General features: G+C 37.1%; 25 protein-coding genes and 1 other annotated feature. Of the genes, 4 read left to right on the forward strand and 21 right to left on the reverse strand.

Features of this window, described 5'->3' with window-relative positions:
* Window positions 1-8: 8 nt before the first annotated feature.
* Window positions 9-857, reverse strand: coding sequence for a MurR/RpiR family transcriptional regulator (locus T479_RS14435; RefSeq protein ID WP_025220016.1), 849 nt, complete (start codon window positions 855-857; stop codon window positions 9-11).
* A gap of 285 nt (window positions 858-1,142) precedes the next feature.
* Here T479_RS14435 and T479_RS14440 point away from each other — a divergent pair, with 285 nt between their 5' ends.
* Window positions 1,143-1,679 (forward strand): tubby C-terminal domain-like protein, encoded by a 537-nt coding sequence (locus tag T479_RS14440; RefSeq protein ID WP_025220017.1) that lies wholly within the window; start codon window positions 1,143-1,145, stop codon window positions 1,677-1,679.
* 50 nt (window positions 1,680-1,729) lie between these two features.
* Window positions 1,730-1,927, forward strand: coding sequence for a YwbE family protein (locus T479_RS14445; RefSeq protein ID WP_024363006.1), 198 nt, complete (start codon window positions 1,730-1,732; stop codon window positions 1,925-1,927).
* A gap of 85 nt (window positions 1,928-2,012) precedes the next feature.
* On the opposite strand, the gene T479_RS14450 is transcribed toward T479_RS14445, so the two are convergent.
* The 14 genes from T479_RS14450 to T479_RS14520 all read right to left on the reverse strand — a co-directional run bounded on the left by T479_RS14450 (window position 2,013) and on the right by T479_RS14520 (window position 15,690).
* On the reverse strand, window positions 2,013-2,903 hold the full coding sequence (locus T479_RS14450) for a PhzF family protein (protein WP_025220018.1): 891 nt from the start codon (window positions 2,901-2,903) through the stop codon (window positions 2,013-2,015).
* A gap of 147 nt (window positions 2,904-3,050) precedes the next feature.
* On the reverse strand, window positions 3,051-3,299 hold the full coding sequence (locus T479_RS14455; protein ID WP_025220019.1) for a DUF2164 domain-containing protein: 249 nt from the start codon (window positions 3,297-3,299) through the stop codon (window positions 3,051-3,053).
* A 147-nt stretch (window positions 3,300-3,446) separates the two neighbouring features.
* Window positions 3,447-4,073: an ABC transporter ATP-binding protein gene (locus tag T479_RS14460; RefSeq protein ID WP_025220020.1), complete on the reverse strand. Its 627-nt coding sequence runs from the start codon at window positions 4,071-4,073 to the stop codon at window positions 3,447-3,449.
* 21 nt (window positions 4,074-4,094) lie between these two features.
* Window positions 4,095-6,107 carry a bacteriocin-associated integral membrane family protein gene (locus T479_RS14465; protein ID WP_025220021.1) on the reverse strand — a complete coding sequence of 671 codons (2,013 nt, stop codon included), beginning with the start codon at window positions 6,105-6,107 and terminating at the stop codon, window positions 4,095-4,097.
* An 88-nt stretch (window positions 6,108-6,195) separates the two neighbouring features.
* Window positions 6,196-6,579 carry a lactococcin 972 family bacteriocin gene (locus tag T479_RS14470; RefSeq protein ID WP_211345496.1) on the reverse strand — a complete coding sequence of 128 codons (384 nt, stop codon included), beginning with the start codon at window positions 6,577-6,579 and terminating at the stop codon, window positions 6,196-6,198.
* A gap of 543 nt (window positions 6,580-7,122) precedes the next feature.
* Entirely contained in the window at window positions 7,123-7,347 is a 225-nt protein-coding gene (locus T479_RS14480) for a hypothetical protein (protein ID WP_025220024.1), read from the reverse strand.
* A gap of 15 nt (window positions 7,348-7,362) precedes the next feature.
* A complete protein-coding gene (locus T479_RS14485) occupies window positions 7,363-8,484 on the reverse strand; it encodes a Nif3-like dinuclear metal center hexameric protein (protein ID WP_025220025.1) in 1,122 nt (373 codons plus the stop codon).
* Between the two features lies 1 nt (window position 8,485).
* Window positions 8,486-9,178 (reverse strand): tRNA (adenine(22)-N(1))-methyltransferase, encoded by a 693-nt coding sequence (locus tag T479_RS14490; RefSeq protein ID WP_024363016.1) that lies wholly within the window; start codon window positions 9,176-9,178, stop codon window positions 8,486-8,488.
* A gap of 158 nt (window positions 9,179-9,336) precedes the next feature.
* A complete protein-coding gene (gene cccA / locus T479_RS14495) occupies window positions 9,337-9,687 on the reverse strand; it encodes a cytochrome c550 (RefSeq protein WP_024363017.1) in 351 nt (116 codons plus the stop codon).
* A 489-nt stretch (window positions 9,688-10,176) separates the two neighbouring features.
* Entirely contained in the window at window positions 10,177-10,740 is a 564-nt protein-coding gene (locus tag T479_RS14500) for a hypothetical protein (protein WP_024363018.1), read from the reverse strand.
* Window positions 10,741-11,025: 285 nt separating this feature from the next.
* Window positions 11,026-12,153 (reverse strand): RNA polymerase sigma factor RpoD, encoded by a 1,128-nt coding sequence (gene rpoD / locus T479_RS14505; protein WP_024363019.1) that lies wholly within the window; start codon window positions 12,151-12,153, stop codon window positions 11,026-11,028.
* 32 nt (window positions 12,154-12,185) lie between these two features.
* Window positions 12,186-14,018, reverse strand: a complete 1,833-nt coding sequence (dnaG, locus tag T479_RS14510) for a DNA primase (protein WP_029747262.1) — start codon at window positions 14,016-14,018, stop codon at window positions 12,186-12,188.
* A 208-nt stretch (window positions 14,019-14,226) separates the two neighbouring features.
* Window positions 14,227-15,039, reverse strand: coding sequence for a pyruvate, water dikinase regulatory protein (locus tag T479_RS14515; protein ID WP_024363021.1), 813 nt, complete (start codon window positions 15,037-15,039; stop codon window positions 14,227-14,229).
* A gap of 18 nt (window positions 15,040-15,057) precedes the next feature.
* The gene (locus T479_RS14520) at window positions 15,058-15,690 is read right to left on the reverse strand and encodes a transcriptional regulator CcpN (protein ID WP_024363022.1); all 633 of its coding nucleotides are present in this window, start codon (window positions 15,688-15,690) and stop codon (window positions 15,058-15,060) included.
* A 137-nt stretch (window positions 15,691-15,827) separates the two neighbouring features.
* Window positions 15,828-16,004 (forward strand) — a binding site (T-box leader).
* A 166-nt stretch (window positions 16,005-16,170) separates the two neighbouring features.
* On the opposite strand from T479_RS14520, the gene T479_RS14525 reads away from it, so the two are divergent.
* Complete coding sequence (locus T479_RS14525) at window positions 16,171-17,556, forward strand: glycine--tRNA ligase (RefSeq protein WP_024363023.1); 1,386 nt, start codon at window positions 16,171-16,173, stop codon at window positions 17,554-17,556.
* A 295-nt stretch (window positions 17,557-17,851) separates the two neighbouring features.
* Here T479_RS14525 and T479_RS14530 read toward each other — a convergent pair whose 3' ends face one another.
* Entirely contained in the window at window positions 17,852-19,570 is a 1,719-nt protein-coding gene (locus tag T479_RS14530) for an HD-GYP domain-containing protein (RefSeq protein WP_025220026.1), read from the reverse strand.
* A gap of 734 nt (window positions 19,571-20,304) precedes the next feature.
* Here T479_RS14530 and T479_RS14535 point away from each other — a divergent pair.
* Window positions 20,305-21,732: an S-layer homology domain-containing protein gene (locus tag T479_RS14535; RefSeq protein WP_025220027.1), complete on the forward strand. Its 1,428-nt coding sequence runs from the start codon at window positions 20,305-20,307 to the stop codon at window positions 21,730-21,732.
* A 29-nt stretch (window positions 21,733-21,761) separates the two neighbouring features.
* Here the strand turns inward: T479_RS14535 and recO are convergent, their stop codons facing one another.
* The 5 genes from recO to ybeY form a co-directional block, all read right to left on the reverse strand.
* Window positions 21,762-22,556, reverse strand: a complete 795-nt coding sequence (recO, locus tag T479_RS14540) for a DNA repair protein RecO (RefSeq protein WP_024363027.1) — start codon at window positions 22,554-22,556, stop codon at window positions 21,762-21,764.
* A 171-nt stretch (window positions 22,557-22,727) separates the two neighbouring features.
* On the reverse strand, window positions 22,728-23,645 hold the full coding sequence (gene era, locus T479_RS14545) for a GTPase Era (RefSeq protein ID WP_025220028.1): 918 nt from the start codon (window positions 23,643-23,645) through the stop codon (window positions 22,728-22,730).
* Entirely contained in the window at window positions 23,632-24,045 is a 414-nt protein-coding gene (locus tag T479_RS14550; RefSeq protein ID WP_029747264.1) for a cytidine deaminase, read from the reverse strand. Before T479_RS14550 ends, era begins: the two co-directional genes overlap by 14 nt.
* A 241-nt stretch (window positions 24,046-24,286) precedes the next feature.
* On the reverse strand, window positions 24,287-24,637 hold the full coding sequence (locus T479_RS14555) for a diacylglycerol kinase family protein (RefSeq protein ID WP_024363030.1): 351 nt from the start codon (window positions 24,635-24,637) through the stop codon (window positions 24,287-24,289).
* Complete coding sequence (gene ybeY, locus T479_RS14560; protein ID WP_024363031.1) at window positions 24,638-25,111, reverse strand: rRNA maturation RNase YbeY; 474 nt, start codon at window positions 25,109-25,111, stop codon at window positions 24,638-24,640.
* Between the last annotated feature and the right edge of the window lie 5 nt (window positions 25,112-25,116).

Raw genomic sequence — 25,116 nt, forward strand, 5'->3', positions numbered from 1 at the left:
TTTATCATTTACTTCTTCATTCTAGTAACAGCTAATCTTGAACGATTAATGGATTCTTTTACATGACTCCCTCCGATTGCAACAACCCTTGTAAATAAGGTGTCAATTAAAGCAAGTTGCACGAGGCGACTGACCATCGCATCCGATCGCTTTTCTGTCTCTTGCGCCTGCGTAAGAAGCAACGTATCAGCCATTTGAGCAAGCGTTGTGTTTGAATTCGATGTAATAACAATGACAAACGCTCCACTTTTTTGACTCATTTTCACTACCTCTATAATATTGACTGTTTCTCCAGAATGCGATATGACAATGACAACATCATCTTTACACATATGGTTAGCATAAATCGCTTGGTAATGTGGATCCTTTACAGCAATTATCGTACCGCCCATTCTCATAAATTTATGAGCACCGTCTTCTGCAATGTTACCAGAAAGACCTTGTCCGAAAAAAAACACTCTGTCTGCTTTTGAGATAATTTGAACCGCTTCTTCCATCTGTTGAACGTTTATTTTTTCTTTCGTCATCGACATCGCTGTGGCAAGCTGATCGGCCATTTTATCGAAAACGACATCAGCAAGATCTTCATCCTTAATCTCATTGTAATTCCCTATTGATGTGATACCGTTATTTACTTGTTCTTGAGCAAGTGCTACTTTTAACTCTTGGTAACTAGCATATCCAAGCTTTCTATACAGTCGAACAACACTCGGCTCACTCACCTTGCTTAATAGTGAAAGTTCGTTCATTGACAGCAAAAAGGGTTGCTCATGCATTTTTAGCTGCTCGACTACCTTCCTCTCAGAAATAGTTAGCGAGCTCATTTTGCTATTAATTCTTTCTTCAAAGCTTAACAATTGAAAATCACCTCCCAAATTTATTTGTAATTTTACTACAAAAAAAAAGCATGATACAAGTTTTTTTAGAAAAAAAGACATAATATTGTTATTATTATTTTAATTTAATCATATATATATTAAAAAATGTAGTGAAATTACAAAAAAGTGAAATGCCGTTTCACAGGAAGAAATAACATCGATTCGGAGCAGACAGCATGCACAAATTTAAAATGATTCCCAACACTCAATAATGAAACCTCCAGTCTTGCTTACTCGTATAGTAAGTAAATTGGAGGTTTTTTTATGGCAACATTTACACTTACATATTCCCAAGCATTTGATAGACCGTCAAAGTACCCTATCCTAAATAGTCACCATGAAACAGTTTGTATTCTCCAACCTGTCGAACGTTCCAATATTGTAAAAGTACTGAATGTAGCTGCACTAGTAGCAACACAACAATCGTTGCCACATCGCTATGAAACGCGCACTACGAAAGGAGAAGCTCTTTTTCAAGTGCGTTCCACACTGATAACACAAGGTGTAAGCCATCACTTAATCATGCCAGATGGAAGCATGATACCTATTCAGCGAAAAACGGTTCAATTATTGGAATCTTCCTATTCCTTTACAATGGATGGTCTCGTCTTTCGCTTTGAGAAAGACTTTACTTCAACCGCATTTTTATATTGCAATGATGAAAAAATTGCGAGTGCAAGCTTTGTAGATAGTGGGATTCGTCGCGAAGGAATTGTCTTTAAACTGTTTCAATCAGATGATACTTTATTTGTCGCTTTAGTAGCCTCACTTTTTCAATCTCTATTTGCCATAGGTAACTAACGACACATATGCTATAATTTGAGTCATGCTATATAAATGTGAGGTACAGTATGAACGGTCAAAATCGAAAAGATATTTATCCGGGCCTAGAGGTCAATATAATTCTTAAAAAAGATCAGCGAACAGGTGTTAAAACGAGAGGTATCGTGAAAGATATTTTAACCAACTCCTCGAACCATCCACATGGTATTAAAGTTCGTTTAACAGATGGCCAAATAGGTAGAGTGTGTGACATACTACAAAAGTAAAGAACGTATAACAAAAGAGACTGTTCTAATAAAGAACAGTCTCTTTTGTTTGAAATTGTGTGAGAATTGTTTGAGTGACTGGCACTTAAATTTGGACTTTTAATTCCTTTACATAGACAGCTGTTCCTGTGATTGAAATGTCCAATTCACCATCTACTTTGTTTACATGAACATGGACGCGACCATCTCGGTCAAGCTCTTGACCTTGCTCAACAACGAGTGTTTTTGGATAAAACACTTCAGAATCGATGTACTTTGCGTAATATGCTCCCATGACGCCTGAAGCCGTCCCCGTTACGATATCTTGTATTGTGCCAGAGTATGGCGATGAAAAATGTCTAGCATGCATATCTGCCGACTTATCGAATGCTTGTAAACAAAATGGATGTAACGATGCTGTTGGCATTTCTTGTAATATAGACGGAAATGTAGCAGTTTGTGGACTCATTTTTTCAAACGAGGCTAAGTGCTGGACAGGTATTAATAAAGTCCATAAGCCTGTGCTTCCATAGACAATGGGTAATTCTGCATGTAATTCATCTTCGTTTAAACCAATCGACTGTGCAAGCGCTGCCTTAGAACCGTTAAAATCTACGAATTGTGGTGCCGCATGTTGCATTGTTATGTATAGCTTTTCCTCTTTTTCTTCCAGCAGGATTGGCAATATCCCCGCCTTCGTTTCAATTGTAATGCTTGATTTATTTGCTAAAAACCCTTGTGTATGTAGAGCATAAATGGTTGCCATTGTGGCGTGTCCACATAAATCCACCTCGTGCCCTGGTGTAAAATATCGGATACGTATGTCTGCTTGATTAGATGGCAAGGCAAAGGCAGTTTCATTAAAGCCTACCATTTTAGCAATCTCTTGCATTTCTTGCTCACTGTATTGGCTTCCTTCCACTACAACCCCAGCAGGATTCCCCTTATTAGGCTCCGTACTAAATGCATCATAATGTTGAACAGTTACTATTTGCATAAACTTCCCCACTTTTTGTTAGAATGTTATCAAGGTATTTGCCAGAACTTTTTTCTAATGAATTCCGCTACCTTTATCATAATGCATTTGATTATCCAATGGAGAAGTTTCTTTGAATTTTCATAATTGTTTGGGTGACTGGCACTGTCATTTTATTTTTATCGGGCGCTCCAAAGCGATAAGTTCTTCGTCCAGCGCTGATAATTGACTTTCCACTACATATTTTGCATCTGAAATGGCCGCATTATAAATATATGGAGCAATATTCTCTTTTATAAAATCAAATACCCTTTCTGCATCAAAATCGGAAATATCCTCTTCACGTTGATTATAGAAAAAGCGTTGTATATCAGCGATGATTTGTTCTTGTTGCTCCTTAGTTAAACGAATAAACACAATTCGCCACTCCCTTCTGCATTGCGTTAAATCAAGTATAGACGAAGGTAGAAATTTGTATAGTGAATTTTTATTTTTATTACATTTAAATGTAGGTTGTCATGAAGCCCTGGAACACCAGAACAATATTCCACCGTTTCGCTTCTTTTACATAAATGGATTCAAATTTATACTTCGATCACAAACACTTACAAGCCTTTCATCATGCGTTGCAATAATCACACTAGCACCGTTTTCACTACACTTTCTTAGTAGATTAATAATGACTTCTCTGTTCATTTGATCAAGTGATGCTGTTGGTTCATCCGCATAGATAATTGAAGCCTTCTTATAAATTGCACGCGCTACGCCTAGTCGCTGTTTTTCTCCTCCTGATAACACAGCCGCCATTTCCTGACCTCTTTCCCCAAGTCCAACCGTATGTAGAATTTCCTCCACAATCTTTGCCTTTGCTTGTTGCTTATTTAATGTCACGTTATAACTAATGTTTTCATCCTCAATAATCCCATAATCTTGATAAATAAATGCCGCTTTATCTTTCCAAAAACTTGTTTTTTCTTTTTCCTTCCATTTACTAGCATTTTGATTTTCTATTAGGATGTCCCCGCTATTAACTGATTGGATAAGCCCTAAACAATTTAACAGTGTTGTTTTGCCACTACCAGATGGACCGGTAATGGCCATCATTTCATTCGGGTTGATCTCAAGAGAAATATTAGAAAAAATCGTTTTGCCACTAATTTCAATGCCAATATTTTTCGTTTGAATAATCATATTCATTACTCCTTTAAGACATTAATTGTGCCGATGACTCGTACGATAAAATGCTTGTTTTGCGGAATTTTGAAAGGAAATGTAACTACCTAGCCAATATAAGATTCCGACAAGCAATGCAGATGAAAGTATAACGCTAAGTTGCATATAGTGGATAAAATAACCAATTATGGAACCGATAATTGTTGTTAAAATGATTGTCATTAGTTGTCGCTTTAAAGCCGGTCTAATAATCGATGTGTATGGGTAACCAAAGGTGTGCAAGGTAAAAATACGTTTACCATTCGTGCCTGCCCACAGTCTGCCATTTAATATAGCAGTCAACAGCATTGTTACGACAATAAGTATTCCTGATACAATATAGTAAACGTATTGTTGTTTAAACCTTTGAGCCGTTTCCAAAGCAACGTCTGCTATCCCATTAATCGACGTGATAGAAGGTTTCATAACGGAGTTAGCTAAAGCTGCTTGTAAATGATTCTCATCAAAAAAAACGATATTTCCACTAGAAGCTAAAGATATTAAGAACCCTTTCGTTTTTACAATGTCTGTTAGCTGACCATCTATCAGTATAACTAACGGATTTTCTGCTTGCACTGTTTCCCCTGCTAAACCAACATTTGGTGGTAATGCAAGAAATTTCATTCCCACATATTCGTAAAAAGTTAAACCTTGCGCTGGATAAACATCATTATGTTTCGTCCATAGCGGAATTTGCCCTTCTAAAAAGGAAGCCAATTCATCTGGTAAATCTTTAACATTTTTTGCAATGAGTTTCCCGCCCTTGCCTTCTGTTTCCACACCTATTTCTAGCAAATCAATCCAAGCTCGATCTGTCATAATAATATGATCATAGCCACTCATCTCAGATGGCTCTAAAAAAATCGCTTTATCAATAACGTAAGAAAGGCTTACATTATTAGCTTTTTGCATTTTAGAAAAAAAAGCTTCTACCTCGGGAAGTGTCGACTCTTGTTCTAATGAATCCAAGTCAGACATGGATAGCCGAACGATATTGTGCATTTTGTCCCAAAGCGCATAGTCTTTTGACAGTTGATTGGTTATTAGTATAGATGTGATAATGGTCGGGATAACAATTAGCGATAAAATTATAACAAGAACATGACTTAGCTTTCCCATTATGGAAAACCGCTTCAACGGAATTTGTCTTTTGGCTATATGGGCAGCTTTTGGACTAGCAATTAGCGAAAGCAATGCTGTGATGATGGCAACGCCAATTAAGAATAGTATTAGACAAAGTAGTAGAGGATTCAATACGAATGGAATTTGTCGAATGTCCTTTACGACACCTACATAGCCTAATGAAATGAACAAACCTAACAAAAATCCGACAAAGATAAAAGATAAAATTGTCGTTGTATCCTCCACATGGATTTTCCTTGTTTTGACACCGCCTAATAATCGAATAGACCTTGCTTTTGCGTGTTGAAATATCCACGTACTAATGGTCGTTACTAATAACAGCAAGGAAGCGAGCACTGCATTTCCTGTACCATTTTGAAATAAGTATGCAAAAATGATTCTTAGTATAGATGGTTCTGGAACCCATAAAAGCCCAATTTGATGCTGTTGCGCCCAATCATTTACTGCTACTTGAAAATCTTTTCCAGCGTTAAAAGCATAGGTGCCTGATAAAGAACGGGTGCCTATTTCTGCAGTTGAAAGCAAGTCACCTGTTAGAGCAGATTCGAACCACTTAATCGCATTGTGCTCTATAAGCAAGCCATGAAATGCTGGTTTAGCAGTCCCAAAATAAATAATATCTTTTTTATTGTCGTAGTTTTCTGGATCAACTGAAGTTTTGACTACAATTGCATTATATTGATCTGTTAGTCGGTTAAGATCCGCAACCAATTGATCTTTTACAATAGTGGTTTCAGCAAGATTTAAATCAAATTGATTCGTAGTGCCTAATGGCAACCGCTGTTGGACAAGTGACGTATATTGAAAAATAAGCAGAGACAGCATCATTACACAAATCAAAGATGTCAGTTGCACTGCTTTTTTAAGCATAACCACTCCCCCTAATCTTTTATTGAGAAGCTTGGAAAGCCTACTGTGAAAGACATTCCAAGCCCCTAAAGGATTAAAGCTTTAGTACTTAATCGCATACCCAATAGTAATATCGATCATTATGGGTAGGTAACTGCACCGCCCAAAGTTCAGCAATTGATTTTTTTCCTGCTCTAGTTTCAGCTGATCTTGATATATTACCATTCAGATTTACCGTGCTTCCATGACAGCGATCCACTGTGTAGTAGGAACGCACTTTAACATCCCAAAATCCATACTCCCAAGTGCCACCTTCATTTGGATATTGTGTGATTGGTCCTGGTGCTAGCCATTTACGAGAAATGTCTCCTCGGTTGAATGGATCACTTTGTGTGGCAACCGTAGATGATGCAGCAAATAGAGGATCATTAGCATTATAAGACATTGCCAAAACCCCAGATGGCAATAACAATAATGCCACCAACGCTAACACTACTATTTTCACCCTCACAGTTTTTTGGCTAACATATGGCTCACCTCCTTTCATTTGACAAGGAAGAATTTTGCATAATAGCTATGTTTTATTAAGTACTTTACTTTTTGAAAAATTTATCTCTATCCAAATAGGTGAATACGGAAAATCCTAAAATGCTAAATATCGCAAAAACCGTTATCCAAGTAGGCTGACTATCATAATTCCTGATTAATATTATTAACGAAAGAAAAATTAGCATTAGAGTAAGATACGGTGCTGGAATCTTTTTAATTTTATCGCCTCTTTTCATATAGAAATATACCTCCTATTTCTAGCATTTTGTTATCGTCAACACTGTTCCATATTCCTACAATTTACATTCTCAATGGATTCTCATTTAATTATTTTTTATATAGCATAAGATGATAGAAAAATCAATATTTTTTAAATATTTATATAACAATAAAAAAATAGTAGATTTATCTGTAAGTCCATAGCAAAAAAACGCAACCTTTAAAGGAACTTCCTTTAAAAGTTGCGTTCATTCATACGCGAATCATACTATTTTTTACATTCAAACGAATAATTTGTTGCTAGAAAGCTCTTTTCTTTTGACACGATGGCTTTGCCTCCATCGTTTTCACATTGCGCAGTCATGGCATTTATTTTTTTCTCATTCATCATATTTGTCATAAGTGTCATACCGCCACCAAACACAGCAATTAGTAAGCCGATAATAATCCATAACTTGCCTGCATTATTCCCAGCAGGTTTCCCATTTGCCACATGTATTCCCCTCTCTTAAACAAATAAAAATGGTTCTGTATGAATAGTAGATTGGACAAATTCTACTCTATATTTTTTGGTCTCACACAATGTTGCCATTTTTTTCGCAACACCCGTAATCATTACTTTTTCAACATGATGACCTGGGTCTACAATTTGCAAACCAATTGCTTGTGCATCCTGTGCCGTATGGAAATACATATCGCCTGTTAAAAAGACATCGGCACCTGCACGCTTTGCCGTATAAATATACTTATTTCCATCTCCACCTACTAGTGCAATCTTTCTTACTGTTGACTGCAAATCGCCGACAACACGAACAGTTGGTACATCTAGTTGTTTCTTTACAAACTCTGCAAAATCTTGTAACAACATTTCTTTTGGTAAATAGCCAACACGACCTAATCCCATACGATTCGTTTGTTGCTCCAAGCGAATGATATCATACGCAGGCTCCTCATATGGATGGGCATTTAACAGTGCCTTCAATACGCGGTTTTTAATGGACGCGGGCAAAACCACTTCCACTTTGACTTCTTCCTCGACATGTAATTCTCCAATAGAACCAACATGCGGATTTGCCCCTTCAAGTGCACGGAAACGCCCTTCTCCACTCGATGTATAACTGCACGCTTCATAAGAACCTAAACGACCTGCTCCCGCTTTTGCTAATGCCTCACGCAGCACGTCTGCATCGGCAGTCGGTACAAAAACGCTTAGTTTTAAAACATCCTCAGCATACGTTTCTTGTAAAATAGAGCGATTTTCGAGCAGCAATGCATCAGCTAATAAATCATTGACGCCACCTTCCGCTACATCTAAATTTGTATGTGCGGCATAGACCGCAATATCATGTTTAATAAGTTTTTCGTATAATTGTCCAGCGGGATTGTCCGTACGAATATTCGCTAGTCGACGGAAAATAGGCGGATGATGCGCTATAATCAGTTCACAGCCTTGGGCAATCGCTTCGTCTGCTACGGCGTCATTCACATCTAATGTCACTAATACTTTGTTTACAGGTTTATTTAACGTTCCAATGGCAAGTCCAATTGGATCATTCTCCATACATGCAAGATGCTTTGGTGACCATGATTCAAATAGTTGTATAATTTCCTGACCATTTACTGATTTCATGCTATAAAACTCCTTCCACTAAATCAAGTAGTGCTGTTAATTCTGCACGTTTTTCCTCAATTTCAAGAGTTGGCTCTGCCCCTTCAATGGACTGTAAAACACGTTGCCAATTTTCTTTTTCTCGTTGCCATTTCTTTAAAAAAGCTGGTGCTTTACGTAACAATAATTTAGGACCAAATAAGATTTCCGATGGAGATAACGTCATCGCTCCTCTTTGTAAGACAAGAATTTCGTAAATTTTTTCATCTTCTTCTAAAATATCTTCATCGAGAATGGCCCAATTATTTGTTAAAGCCCATTCCCGGATAACTTTTGCATGAATATTAGGTTGCAAAATCAGACGTGTAACACCTTGTAAGCTTTGTGGATGTTTCTCTAATATCGACACAATGAGTGGTCCACCCATGCCAGCTATTGTTACAGTATCTACATGATCAGTTGCCTCCACTGCAGCTAAGCCATCTGCCAGTCTAACAGTAATTTTCTCCGTTAACCCTTCTTTTTTTACTTGTCCTAGCGCCGATTCATACGGCCCTTTTACAACCTCGCCGGCTACTGCGCTCGCAGCAATCCCCTTATGAATTAAATAGCATGGTAAATATGCATGATCACTGCCAATATCTGCTACAACCGCACCAGTTGGAACAAATTTTGCCACTGTTTCTAAACGTTTTGATAATTTTTGTGCGTTCATTTTAAACCGCCTACCTTATAAATATAGAGTCCACTCTAGTATGTATGATGTTGAACAAAAAAACAAATGGAGTTGTCTCAGATTTTTGAGCAACTCCATCATAATAGAAGCTGTACTAAAAGCGTAGAGACACTTTTTAGTACAGCCATTTTTTAAAACTATTTTAGAGTAGAAATGTACTCAGCGATTGCTTTTGCTTCCGCTTCGTTTTTCATTCCTGGTGTCATAGGTGTGCCTTCGATACCGTTTGTTAACACGTCTACGATACGAGCTTCATCTAAACCGTGTAGGTTTGGACCAACACCACCAGTTAAGTCACCACCGTGACAACCGATACAAGTTTGTACTAATGCAGAACCATCATCATTAGCTTCTGTAGTTTCGCCACCGCCCTCTTGTTCAGCAGCAATTTCTTTCTTGTTATCTGCGCCTTGTAAAGACATGAAGAAAATAAGACCTATACCAAATGCCAGAATCAAGATGTAAGGAACGACTGGATTGTTTTTCATATGTTTCCCCTCCTCATAATAAGTCTACTTCTATTATAATATAGAATCAGTCAACATCTAATATTGTACTGCATTAAACAAGAAACGAAAAGCCCCATTCGCTAAGTTTTCCTTTGTTTGTAACAATTTCGACATTTCTGTATCAATTGGATAAATTATGTCTTGTTAAACCCAAAATATGGACTGATAATGTACCTTCTAATAACTCAACTCTTTCACTTCTCGCCAATATTTTGCCACCATATTGGCAATCATATACGTCCAATGAAAAATTTAATAGCTGTCGTATAAAACCTTTATGTCCTATTATGCTGTTGATTTATCCTAACAATTTCACAAATAGGTTATACTATTATTTTGATATATTATTATTCGATGTTTTTTCTATTTTTTCTTCTATTTATACTTTTTTAAAAAAGTCATACTACTATATTACAAAAATAAAATACACTGCTATGAATGAAAAGTTCGTCATAGCGGTGTATTTTTTTACATAAAATTATACAAATAATAACCAATAAGTGCTAATAACCCGAGACCACCAGATACTGTGAAATAAAGCAACTTCATTTTGATACCTGATACTAGCCATACCCCACAATTTGCAGCGATAATGACAAACAGCACAGTATTATTTCCACTAAAATATGTAGTATACATGCGAATAGATAAGCTAAATAACAAGATAGCAGCAATAATATGAAAGACAGGTGCTAATAAGTTATTTTTGGTCGCAACTCGAAAAGCCATTATGAATAATGTAATTGTAGCAATGGCTACAATACCTGTTAATAAAAGCAATAAAGAAGTGACTGTAAAATAAATATACAAGAGCAGTAGCATACCCAAGCATAATCCCACTATGAAGAACATCATTTTTCGTTTTTCTAAAGGCAATACTGCCTGTTTATGAGTTGCTTCCTCTAGCTCTTCCACATCATTTCCCTCTGCATAAAGAGTGGCTAGAAAGTCACAGTAGTGCTCTGGTAATAGCTTATTTTGCTTCCAAAACAATATCTCATTTAAAATAATTTTTTTCCGTGGATTTGTCATCGTATTTTCTCCAAACATTGCTTAATAATGGTTGTACTACAATTTTATCTCACAATTAAAGAAAGAACATCTGTAAAAAGTCGCAAAAAACGGAACTTATCATCCGTTCAAATTATGTATTTTTACATCTCTTATATCATTATGTTAAATTTACATGGTTTAATAGTGTTCAAACTGCTAAATGCCCCAAAGAAGGACAGCTACTTTAAAAATAGCTTATAAACAACAAACCCCGCTACAAAATTTAAGTGGCGGGGTTTGCATATATAAGTTTGAAGTTCTGTTTTACTCTAAGAAATCTTTTAAACGTTTACTGCGAGAAGGGTGGCGCAATTTACGAAGTGCTTTTGCCTCAATTTGACGAATACGTTCACGTGTTACACCAAATACTTTCCCTACTTCTTCTAACGTGCGTGTACGTCCATCATCTAAGCCAAAACGTAAACGTAGTACGTTTTCTTCACGGTCTGTTAATGTATCTAATACATCTTCTAGCTGTTCTTTTAACAATTCATAGGCTGCATGATCAGAAGGAGATTGAGCCTCTGAGTCTTCAATGAAGTCCCCTAAATGTGAATCGTCTTCTTCACCGATTGGCGTTTCAAGAGATACTGGTTCTTGCGCGATTTTTAAAATTTCACGTACTTTTTCAGGTGTTAAATCCATTTCCTCGCCAATTTCTTCTGGAGACGGTTCACGACCTAAGTCCTGTAATAATTGACGTTGCACACGAATTAATTTGTTAATTGTTTCTACCATGTGCACAGGGATACGTATTGTACGTGCTTGGTCTGCTATCGCACGTGTAATCGCTTGACGAATCCACCATGTTGCATAAGTGGAGAACTTAAAACCTTTACGATAGTCGAATTTTTCAACTGCCTTAATAAGTCCCATATTCCCCTCTTGAATTAAATCAAGGAATAACATTCCACGGCCCACATAGCGTTTGGCGATTGATACAACAAGACGTAAATTCGCTTCAGCTAAACGTTTACGCGCTTCTTCATCCCCTTGCTCAATACGTTCTGCCAGTGCAATTTCTTGCTCAGCAGAAAGTAAATCTACACGACCAATCTCTTTCAAATACATACGAACAGGATCATTAATTTTTACCCCTGGTGGTACGCTTAAATCATTTAAATCGAACGTTTCTTCGTTAGCTTCTTCTTTCATTAAGCTTTCTTCTTCAAATTCTTCTTTACCGATAATTTGAATGTCTTTATGTTTTTCAAGATCTTCAGCGAAATGAAAAACTTCTTCATTTTCCAACTCATAGGGCAGTAATTTCTCTGAAATTTCTTTCATTGAAATTTCACCTTCTGTTTTCGCCTTTTCTTGTAGTAATTTTTTTGCTTCATCTAATGTAATTTCTACTTCTACCTCTTTTGAACGTTCAGACTTGTCCGCCATAAACCTTCCTCCTTCTAAACAACCGAATCGGGTTAAATCGCCGATAACGATTTTCTTAAATGAATAATCTGTTGGGCGATTTCAAGTGCACGCGCATACTCGTGCATCTTCTCCGCTTCCTTTGACTCATGCATCTTTTGATGAATTTCCTGCTCAATTCTATATTTTTGAAGCTGTCGAATAGAATCTGTAACCTCTGACTCTGCTTGGTCTGGATCCCTTTCCACTAAAGCAGCTTCCATCACAATTTTGCGTAATTCAGCGTCATCTAATATCTCGACAAAGCGCTGATAATCTGGATGACCATATTCCTCATAAAATCCTACCAATCGAACAAAAACTGCCATATATGCATCTCGTACAAAAGGCTCTTTTTGCTCACTACGTAATACCCTGTCCACTACATCTATATTATGAAGCATATGAGCCAGTAATAAACGTTCGGCACGTTCTGCTGCGTCCATAGGCTTTTGTCGCTGCGTGACTGGCATCGAAGGTGTATGCGTTGGCATTTCCACTTTCGCAGTGCGTACCTGATTTGCCTCTAGTTTTCGGAATTGGGCATAAATTGCTTCTTCCGAAATCGTTGTTTCATTCGATAGCTGTCGGATATACAAATCTCGTTCAATTGGTGAGGAGCTACCCACTAATTGTTCGAGTACTTCTTGAATATATTGAAGCGTATCATTTTCAAACTGAAAATTCTTATTTCGTCTAGCATGCATCATCATAAAAGCAATATACGTATGTGGGTTTTCCAAAATCTGTTCCTTAAAAGCCTGTCCACCTAGACTTTGAATATACTCATCAGGATCTAGTTTATCTGGTATCACCGCAATATTCACTTTCATGCGCTCCGTTTGTAATAACTGTGCCGCTCGTTTCGCCGCATCAAATCCAGCATTATCACCGTCATAGCAAATCGTAACTTGCTCTACTAAGCGCTTTAGCTTTGTGATATGCTGATTCGTAAGCGAAGTACCCATTGTTGCTACGGCATTTGTTACACCAACTGAAGTTGCAGCTAAAACATCCATAAAACCTTCCATCAACACTACTTGACGATTTTTTCTAATAGAGGTTCGTGCTTTGTCTAGGTTATATAGCACTTCACTCTTTTGAAAAATTGGTGATTCTGGACTATTTAAATATTTTGCCTCTTCACCTGTCGATGACAGAATTCGCCCTGAGAAGGCAATAATTTTACCGTTCTCATCTCGAATTGGAAACATAATACGTCCCCGAAAACGATCAAAATAGCGTTCTTCTCCTTCACGTTTGATTACTAGACCACTATCTGCGATTTCTTGTAAGTTATAACCTTTTCTTTCAAGCAATATCGTTAATGCATCAAAGCTTGGGAGAGACCATCCAATGCTATTAGATTCGATAAGTTCCCTTGTAAATCCTCTTTCTAGCAAATAATTTAAAGGCTCTTCCCCATCTTCTGTGTTCAGCAATAAATGATGAAAAAAATCTGCCGCAAAAGCATGTGCTTCTTTCATCCTTTCTTCCGCTTTTGAAATCTTTGTCGTCGCTTGAGGCAAAGTTGGACCAACATCTAAATGTACACCCACACGTTCACCTAGTTTGACGACTGCATCTGGGAAAGAAATCCCTTCGATATCCATGACGAAAGTAATGGCATTACCGCCTGCACCGCAACCAAAACAATGAAAAATCTGTTTGTCGGTTGACACAGAAAAAGATGGCGTTTGTTCTCCATGAAAAGGACAGAGACCAAACCAATTGCGCCCGCGCTTTGTTAGCTGCATATATTCGCTAATAACATCGACAATATCCGATTGTGTACGAATCTGCTCAATCACTTCTTCTGGTATTTTCCCTGCCAAATTCATCACCATCTTTAATTTACGTTCTAGAACACAATTCGATATCCGTTTTAAAAATCCTTTATTTCTCGACAAAAAAATAGGATTTTTCTCTTTTTAAATATTTTTACCACAATTTTATTATTATAAAACAAAAATTAGTATTTATCTATACCAATTTCAAAACCCACTCAAAAAAACCGCCTCTACTACCCCGAGGTGGTTTACACAATTTGGTTTCTTATTTACAACTTGCTAGCTGTTCAATAATAATATTCGCTGTTTCCTCTACAGCTTTATTTGTTACATCAATCACTTTACAACCTATTTTCTCAACAACTTGTTCAAAATGTTGAATCTCCTCTAAAATACGGACATGCTGAGCATAGATGGCATCATCATTTAACCCTAATGTCATTAATCTTTCTTTTCGTATTGAATTTAATTTATCAGGAGAGATAACTAAACCAAAGCATTTCTTCGGATCGATTTTAAATAATTCTTCTGGTGGCGCGACCTCCGGGACTAATGGTACATTTGCCACCTTATAACGTTTATGTGCTAAATACTGTGAAAGAGGCGTTTTTGATGTACGTGAAACACCCACAAGTACAATATCAGCTTGCAATAAGCCTCGTGGATCTCTGCCATCATCGTATTTCACCGCAAATTCTATCGCCTCAATTTTTTTAAAATAGTCGTCATCAAGTTGATGCACAATGCCCGGTGTCTCTAATGGCATTTCTTCCATAAAGGTTGCCATCGATTTCAACGCTGGTCCTAAAATATCTACAGCATGTACTTTTTCTTTCTCACATAAATCATGTAGTAATGTACGCATGTCTTGTCGAACAAGTGTATAGACAACAAATGCCTTCTGTTTTGCAGCGAGGCACACAATTTTTCGAACAAGCTCCTCTGTTTGAATATGTGGAAAGCGCCGAATAATCGTATTTTCCAAGCCTGGTCGGAACTGGCTAATTACGGCTTTGGCTACTTGATCCCCAGTTTCGCCGACTGAATCAGATACAACAAAAACTCGTAGTCTTTTCATGCTGTTCCCCTTCAATTTTTAGACATTTTGCGCAAGCGACAGGAAAGCACGTGTAATGGTCGTTTTAGTGAGACGACCTACAATCGTCAATCCACCCTCTTGTGGTTCGATTACCGGTAATGAATCTACTTCTCGTTCTATTAGCTTATTAGCTGCAACAACTAACGAATCGGATCTTTCACAGTACGAGATATTTGGCATTCGTGTCATAATAATATGTACAGGAATTTTATTTAAATCCTGCGTGCCAATACTTGTACGCAGTAAATCTTTACGAGACAGAACACCTGTCAAAAATTCGTTTTTATCGACAACGAAAAGGGTCCCGACATCCTCTGAAAACATGAAGCAAATGGCATCATACACCGTCATTGTTTCAGGTACAACAACAGGTCCAGAGTGAAAATCTTTAACTTTTAAATTGTTAATGCTATCCGTTAATGTTACGGATGTTTTTTTACCAGAATAGAAATAACCAACTCTTGGTCTAGCATCTAAAAAGCCAGCCATTGTCAAAATGGCTAAATCTGGTCTTAAAGTCGCTCTTGTCAGATTGAGACGTTCTGCAATATGTTCCCCTGTTATCGGGCCGTTCTCTTTCACAATTTGTAAAATGTCTTCCTGACGTTTATTGAGTTCGATTGGACTCACCGCCTCAAATCTAATAGTGTTATACTTATGCTCAATTATTATATACTATTTTAATGGTTATTGCGAAGAAAAGAACTACATGCTACAATATTGACACAGACGCTTGCTCTCCATGTATTTTCGAGCAATCTTGCGTTATACAGGCGATGATAGGAAAAAAGTATCTGTTCATTTATTTAGCGAGTAGAAGATGGTGAAAGTCTACATAGCAACAGAGAAAGGCACTCCTTGAGCTAACTTTTTGAAAAGAGGTTTTAAACAAAGCGTTTAAAACAATCAGGGTGGAACCGCGGGTATTAGCACTCGTCCCTGGGCATTTTCGTGCCCGGAGACGGGTGCTATTTTTATTTTGGATATGGCGAATTCTTATTTTCAACAAATATGAGGGTAATCTATCATGATTGTTGTCTATCTATTCGTCCTATCAGACAGTTACGTTTCACTCAAATGCAAGGAAAAATTACGAAGGAGGCTATTATTATGGCTAACAAATCAATGGAAACAATTGTATCTTTAGCAAAGCATCGTGGCTTTGTCTTCCCGGGTTCTGAAATCTACGGAGGTTTAGCAAATACTTGGGATTATGGTCCACTGGGTGTGGAATTAAAAAACAATGTCAAAAAAGCTTGGTGGCAAAAATTTGTCCAAGAATCTGAACATAATGTTGGAATCGATGCGGCTATCCTGATGAATCCAAAAGCATGGGTTGCATCTGGTCACGTTGGCAACTTCAACGACCCAATGGTAGACTGTAAAGCTTGTAAAGCGCGTCACCGTGCAGATAAAATCATTGAAGATGCTGCGCTAGCAAAAGGTGATGAAATTATCGTTGATGGTATGACATTCGATCAAATGAAAGAAACAATGGTGAAATACGATGTTGTCTGCCCTGATTGCGGCAAAGCAGATTTCACTGATATTCGTCAGTTCAACTTAATGTTTAAAACATTCCAAGGTGTAACAGAATCTTCAACAAATGAAATTTACCTTCGTCCAGAAACAGCACAAGGAATTTTCGTTAACTTTAAAAACGTACAACGTTCTATGCGTAAACGTACACCATTTGGTATCGCACAAATCGGGAAGTCTTTCCGTAACGAAATTACGCCAGGGAACTTCACATTCCGTACTCGTGAATTTGAACAAATGGAGCTTGAATTTTTCTGCAAGCCTGGTGAAGATCTTGAGTGGCATGCCTATTGGAAAGAATTCTGTAAAAACTGGTTGTTAAACTTAGGTATGAAAGAAGATTCTATGCGTCTACGTGACCACGAGGAAGATGAATTATCGCATTACTCAAATGCAACAACTGATATCGAATTTAAATTCCCATTCGGCTGGGGCGAGCTTTGGGGTGTAGCTGATCGTACAGACTACGACTTAAAACAACATATGGAACATTCAGGCGAAGATTTCACTTATATTGATCCAGTAACAAACGAGCGTTATGTACCATATTGTATCGAACCATCTTTAGGTGCTGACCGTGTGACATTAGCATTTTTATGTGACGCCTATGATGAAGAAGAGCTTGAAGGTGATGACAAACGTACCGTATTACGTTTCCACCCTGCTTTAGCACCATTTAAAGCAGCTGTTCTTCCACTTTCTAAAAAATTATCTGATGAAGCTGCAGATGTATGGTCAGCGTTACGCAAATCATTCCCTGTTGATTTTGATGAGTCTCAATCAATCGGTAAACGCTACCGCCGTCAAGACGAAATCGGTACGCCATTCTGTATTACATTCGATTTCGATTCAAAAGAAGATGGTCAAGTAACTGTTCGTCATCGTGATTCAATGGAACAAGTACGTATGCCAATCGCTGATGTGAAAGCATATATCGAAAAGCATCTTCAATTTTAATTCAAACGATTAGTTAGGTTTTAAGCAAAGGAAACGTGTTAGATTGATTACAGTCAATCTAACACGTTTTTGCTTCGGCGATGCTTTTTGTGGGCATACACGTAAGCTGTAACACTAGTGTATATCGTAGACAAAAGCATCCACTTTGAACTATATTTTGTTCATTCAATTCGATGATACTATCAATTGCCAATCGAACTCCCCCTTTAAATTGCAACAGCCTTATCTAATCCCTCTTGCAAGCTTACAAAAAAACCAAATCAACTGTTGATTTGGTCGTCATAAATATCTTGCTTTATGCTTTTAACGATATAAATAATCGCTCTTGCATTTTTTCTTCAAATAGAAACTTTTTCATACTCATCCCTACTAAGTTTACTAATAGTTCCTCAATATCACTTAAAGAGTAATAGAGAAATGTCCCTTCGCGCATAGGACGCACTCGTCTATCTATCGTCAATTCTTCCTCAATAAAATAGGCAACATTGACTCCACAATGCTCCATTAGTTGCGTAATGCGCTGGTCATCTCCCGGATTAATAAAGAATGGTACAATTTTGTCAATATACAAAATACTCTGAACAAGTTTGATGAAAAAATTTTCTCGAACAGCCGTTTCAACAACTAAAATAGTTGTTTGCTCATGCTGATAATCCATGTACAAAACATTTAATTGTTCTTCCAACAATTTATTTAATATGAGTATGGAATTTTTATATTTCTTCATATCGGTTTGTATTTCTCTCGTTAGTAGTCGAAGAATACGAAAAGCTGGGAGAAAAATTTTTAAAACAATTTCTTTCGGATGTAAATGGTCAATCAATTTATTAAAATGTATCCTTAAAGAATTTTCATCATTACGTATCAACTGCTCGATAAATAAATTAAAAATCTCCTCAAAACTATCGGCACGATAATCAATCATTTTAACAATTTTGACACTATAATTCAGTGGTAAGTTCATGGACGTTTGCTCATCTAGTAACTTTACTTTCGGCAATGTTGGGAACATATCATAGACAAGCTCTACTTGAGCGCTACGATTATCTGATAGTAACACAACTGAGTTTACAGGATAGATGCCAAGACATTCTACAAATTTGTTCATAAACTTTTCATTATATAAATGCCGATCACGATATAGAACTGCTAAAGCATCCGTCGCACCATATCCAGAATGATATACACGCTTTGAGGTCATTGCAGAATAGACATCAATAATTTGTAATAACTGAACACCTTCACTCATATCATCTGCACACAGTTGGTTAGGGTACCCTTTTCCAGCAAAGCGTTCGTGGTGATCGCGCGCCAAATAGGCAATATCAGCTTCACCATTTTCTATAAGAAGCTCGTAGCCTTTCGTCGTATGTGTTTTGACTATATCAAATTCATCTTCGGACAGTTTTCTTTTTACACTTAAGATTTCTTGTGGAATAAAAACTTTGCCGATATCGTGAAATAAATAACCTCTGGCAAGCATCTCAATGTCCGTTAAGCCTAATTGTCTTGCAAAAATTGTTCCAAGAACAAAGACATCAAATGAATGGACAAATGAGTATTCATCCCACTCCTTTAAACGCATAAGCAAATCGTAGCGACTCTTTTCTGCTAAAATCCGTTCAAATATACCTCTGACATATGCCGTATCCTGCGTACTTTTTAATATTTGACCATAACGTAATTCATGTACAACATTTTCTAACGTTGACATAAATAGATTACTGACCGCTACTTGATATTCATCTATCTCTTCATTTTTCTCCAACAGTGGTGCAAAAATATCTTCGTACTCCATTGTACGTTGTATACTTAAATCATGAACAATTCTTACTGAATCTGATGATAGATAAACTGACAATTCTTCTACTCTTCTAAGTTTAAGTAATGCAATAATTCTTTCAGTTAGCACTAAATCTTTTTTAGCTAATAGGCGATACTCGGAAAAAATATCTTCTGCTAAAATATCACCGGCTTCTACTTCATCAATACATAATATCACTTTTTTTAGCATTTTATCAGCCACACACGCATGGTTAGAGCATTATGTGACCTCCCTCCCTTTTCCATAGGACTGCATTAATCTAATAACGTACAATAGTACGTTTTGCTGATAGAGGCATGGTTTTAAAATAGTTTGAAATTACATTCCTAAACTTTAATTCGTATAATTATACAAGAATAATTAATATGACATTTCTTTGTATCTTTACAATATCATAGGTTAAAATGCCTTTTCAACTAGTATATGGGGCTTAAATGATTAGTTAATACTATGCATATATTATAAACCGCCTAAAAATTAGTTATTTATTCTTATTTATTTTATTTATTTTTATCGATATTCAGGCAATGTTATATTTCATTTGACCTATTTAAAAATATAGATAAATGTATATTTATAAAAAATAGCCATTTTTCTATTAATATAAAGAATGGCTTAAAAAACAAAAAATTTCTCACTAAATGTTATCTACTAATCTTTTTTTCCTAGTAGCATAAGCTCATTGCTATTTATATCTCATAATTCCCATTTTATAGTGGATAATATTCCCTCTATTCTCACCTTCAACAATTTGTTATAAATATATTATTATAGTTAATCTTTTGTGTTAAAGTACGTATTTTTAACAATACATAGTAATACCAACCATTCGCAATCAATCGTCCGGAAGTTTGAAACTGTACATAGGAAGGATCTTTACTAGAAAAAAGCAAGCTATAAAAATGGACATTGGAGGAAACAAATTGAATACACATCGTTTTTATCAACTGGTTATGGCAACAACTATCGCAACGAGCGCCATTGTCATAGCACCCCCAGCATATGCTGCTTCATCATTCCCCGATATAAATCCCTCAACAGAGGAAGGGAAAGCAATCATAAACTTAGCAGAGCGTGGAATTATATCCGGCTATCCAGATGGCACGTTCAAGCCCGCAAATTTTATTACCCGTACACAGGCTGCCAAAATTTTAGCAGGCATTTTAAATCTTGATACTGTTCATGTAAAAAACCCTAACTTTAAGGACATTACCCCTGACAATGAAAACTACGGTGCCATCGCTGCACTAGCAGAAGCAGGGATTATCCGAGGCTCTAATGGTTATTTCAACCCAACGAAACAAATTACACGTGGTCAATTGTCGAAAATGATTGTCAAGGGCTTTGATTTAACAATTACTGATGATATTGATATTCCCTTTACAGATGTAGAAGCTGGCAGTGAATATGAGCCATATATTCAAACATTATTTTCTAATAACATTACAAAAGGCACGACACCGACTACCTTTGGCCCTCAAAGCTATGTAAAACGTTCTCAACTAGCTTCTTTTGTAGTAAGAGCAGAAAACACTCAACATAATGCTACGATTTCTGCAAGTCGTTTTAACCAAGATTATATTTTCGCTTCTTATGGTGGAATTGAACCCGCAGAGGATATTTTCACATGGGATGACGAAGAGATGATGACAAATACCATTACGATTAAGCCTTTAAAAGAAGGTACTGGTAAATTAGTCATTTCTGGTTTTAGCGAAGAGACAGAAGAGTTCACAGATTTCTTTTTCTTAGTTCATGTAAAAACTGTAGACGGTAAGCTACAAACAACGCTTGAAGAAGTAAAGGAAGAAGACTATTTAGAACATCTACCGCTCAACTTAAATGAAACGGATTTAACGTTCGCACCTACAGAAGTAAGTATACAAACAGCCGATGGACAGGCTTTATCTTCGGATTCCTATGCACTAGAAACGAAAAATAATAATACAACACTATCGATTTTTAAAGATGGACAATACTTATTAACTTTCACAAATGGTACCCAGCAACAAATAATGGCGGCTGATGTATATACGTATGATTTTGTACGTAGTATTGACCTTTACGAATTAACCGACGAACTAACATTTACAAGCGATTATTTATCATTTGAACCGGTACAAGCTGCATTAGAAGATTTAGATGATGGTTCTGATCCAACTTACAAAGTACCAGTCAAAGCAGTACTTAATGGAAACAAATTGATTGTAACACCGTTAGCAGAGGGCAATGCCATGATACATGTAACTGGAAAAAATGGAGAAACTGCATATTTAAATGTTGAATTTATGAAAATTGCAGGTAAATGGGCAACTTATTACGATTTATACGATGATATGGAAGACTACTAATTCATTATGTAAAAATGCCAGAGGGTACATTAATTGTCCTCTGGCATTTCTGTTTTATCTGTAGATGGTCTTAACTGTAATTCAGGCGTTCTTTCTAATTGCTCAATAAATTTTTTTGTTTTAAAGCGGATTCCAGTTTGTTCTTCATAAATCGTTGTAATAATTTTTTTTATGAAATATTTTGTTTCTTTTTTCAATTCCAGTTTACCAATCTGATCAATTGGAACGGTATAAAACATTCGGATTAACTTTAACTGTGTTGGTGTTAGGCGAATAATATATGGATCATGCTGATAACAGCGGTGGCATAAGAAACCTCCTTGTGCAAAAGAAAAGGCAAATTCTCCATCCACTGCACCACAAGAAGCACAAGCATGGAGTATCGGTTGCACACCCGTATAAGGGAGCATTTTCCACTCTACAAAAAGGGTAATAGCTTCCGGATCATAGCCATCTTCAATTGCTTGTAATGCTTGCAAGAGTACTTCAAATGCAAAAGGTTCTGCTTTTCCCTCTTCCACTACACGTTCCACTAGTTCCATAATATAGCTCGCATAGGCTGTCGCTATAATATCCTCACGTATATGACGCATTGAATTGAGATGCTCTCCCTGTTGCAAAGTGCCCATACCTGTATGATGCTGCACCATAAACATGCCATATGTAAAGGGCTGTGTCACAGCTGATAATCTGCTTGAAGGTTTTTTGGCCCCTCGCGCCATCGTTGCTACTTTACCAGCTTCTCGCGTTAGTAGCGTCACAATCTTATTGGATTCCCCGTACGCACGCACCTTTAGCACAATACCTTCCCATTTATAAAGCATCCATCCCCCTCCTTTTTTTCAAGTTTTCCATGAAAATAGAGCTCTCCAACATATTTGGACAGCTCCATTTTCCCTTCTTCTGAATCAAGCATTACTTCAACTAACACTTGTCCACTGCAATAACTCGATACGGTAGACTTCAGTTGAAACCATTAAGCCCTACGAAGAAAATTAATATTCATCATCGCGGAATCCAAAGTCACGAAGATGTGTCGATTTATTACGCCAATCCTTTTGCACTTTTACCCATAGCTCTAAATACACTTTAGAACCCAATAACATTTCGATATCTTTACGAGCTCGGATTCCTACTTCTTTCAGTAATGCTCCACGCTTCCCAATCACAATGCCTTTTTGAGAATCACGCTCTACAATAATTGTCGCGGCTACACGAATTTTTCCTTCGTTTTCTTCATCACGACGAATTTTATCAATGACTACTGCAATGGAATGCGGAATTTCCTCACGTGTTAAATGTAACACTTTTTCACGAATCAACTCGGAAATGATAAAGCGCTCGGGGTGGTCTGTTACTTGATCGGCAGGATAATATTGTGGGCCTTCAGGTAAATATTTAGTAAGTGTTGCTAGTAAGTTTTCAACATTATTACCTTGAAGTGCTGAAATCGGCACAATTTCCGCAAAGTCATAACGTTCCTTATAACTGTCGATAATACCCATTAATTCATCTGGGTGAACTTGGTCGATTTTATTTATTACTAGAAACACAGGCGTTGGATTACCTTCGAGCATTTCTAAAATAAATTCGTCACCTTTTCCAAGCTTTTGCTCCGCATTTACCATAAACATGATAACGTCCACTTCACGCAATGTATTTTTAGATACTTTTAACATGAAATCGCCTAGCTTATGCTTTGGCTTATGGATTCCTGGTGTATCAATAAAAATCATTTGGCTATCATCTGTTGTCAGTACACCTTGTACTTTATTTCGTGTTGTTTGTGGCTTATCGCTCATAATGGCAATTTTTTGACCAATGACTCTGTTTAAAAATGTAGATTTCCCGACATTTGGTCTTCCAATAATTGAGATAAAGCCTGACTTATAGCCAGTATTATTTTCCAGCATTCTCTAAATCCTCCGTTGTAAATGCAAACGGTACTAATTCGCCAACTGACGTTACCGTGACATCACCTTTTAAATTTGTTAAATAGACAGGCATTGTTGGTGGGCAAAACTCCACCATCACTTGGCGACAAGCTCCACAAGGCGCACAGGGGCCTTCTGTATCCGCTACAATCGCAATTGCCTCAAAATCATAAACACCTTCTGAAATGGCTTTAAAAAACGCCGTACGCTCCGCACAATTCGTCATACTATAGCCAGCATTTTCAATATTACAGCCGTGGATGATATCGCCATTTTTAGTCAAAAGCGCAGCTCCCACTTTAAATTTTGAATAGGGAACATATGCCTTCTCGCGTGCTTTTTTTGACTCTTCTAGTAATGCATGCATATCTATCTTCATCTATGCTAATTCTCCTCTACATAAAAATCAAATATGCCTCTTTGACTAGGCACTATCCATTACGCCACAGCGTAATTGCGTCTAGATTTTTTCGAGCCTGCTTGAAAAGCGCCTCTCCAAAATCTGTGACATTTGCTGGGGTTTTCAATTGATTTTTGCCAGCGTTTAAACCACACATGCATAAGAGCATAGTTGGCGTTTATCCTCACATAGCGAAGTGGTAGCTTGTAATGGAACAAAACTAAAACCATTTCGGTATAAAGATAAGTAAACCGATTATAGCACTGAATACTGCAAATACAAGCACCGCACCCGCTGCAACATCCTTAGCTTGCTTAGCGAGTGGGTGAATGTCTGTTGATGCTAAGTCTACAACTCGCTCAATCGCAGTATTGATCATTTCAAGCGCAAACATCAGTGCTATTAATAATAGCACAATCAACCATTCAACTCGTGATAAACCTGTGAAATAACCTGCAATGATAACAATGCACGCACTAAGCAAATGAGATCGAAAATTTTGCTCTTTACATGCTGTGATTATTCCTTCAAAAGCATATCCAAATGAACGTAAATATTTGCGTAAGTTCATTTAGTCACGTCCTAAGCCAAAAGTTTGTAAAATCTCCTCTTGTTTGCCGAACATCACCTTTTCATCTTCAGGTACCATATGGTCATAACCTAATAAGTGCAAGAAGCCATGGACAGCTAAAAAGCCCAATTCTCGTTCAAATGAATGTCCATATTCTTCTGCTTGTTCCTTAGTGCGATCCGTGGAAATTATAATATCACCTAAAATGCGCGGCATGCCTTCAAATGTTACTTCCATTTCTCCCTCGCCTAATTCTTCTAGCGCGAAGGAAATCACATCTGTTGGTTGATCTTTATCGCGGTATTCTCGGTTAATTTCTTGGATAGCCTCATTTGTGACAAAAGTTACTGATACTTCTGTTTCAGGTTCAATCTTTTCCACTTTTGCAGCATGTTGTAAAAGCTTTTCTACAAGCTCCGTATGTTGTGCTGTCACTTCATTTGTTTCATCTGTAAAATCAATCGTTAAAATCATTAGTG

The organism is Lysinibacillus sphaericus (assembly GCF_000600105.1).
GTDB classification, from domain to species: Bacteria; Bacillota; Bacilli; order Bacillales_A; family Planococcaceae; genus Lysinibacillus; species Lysinibacillus sphaericus.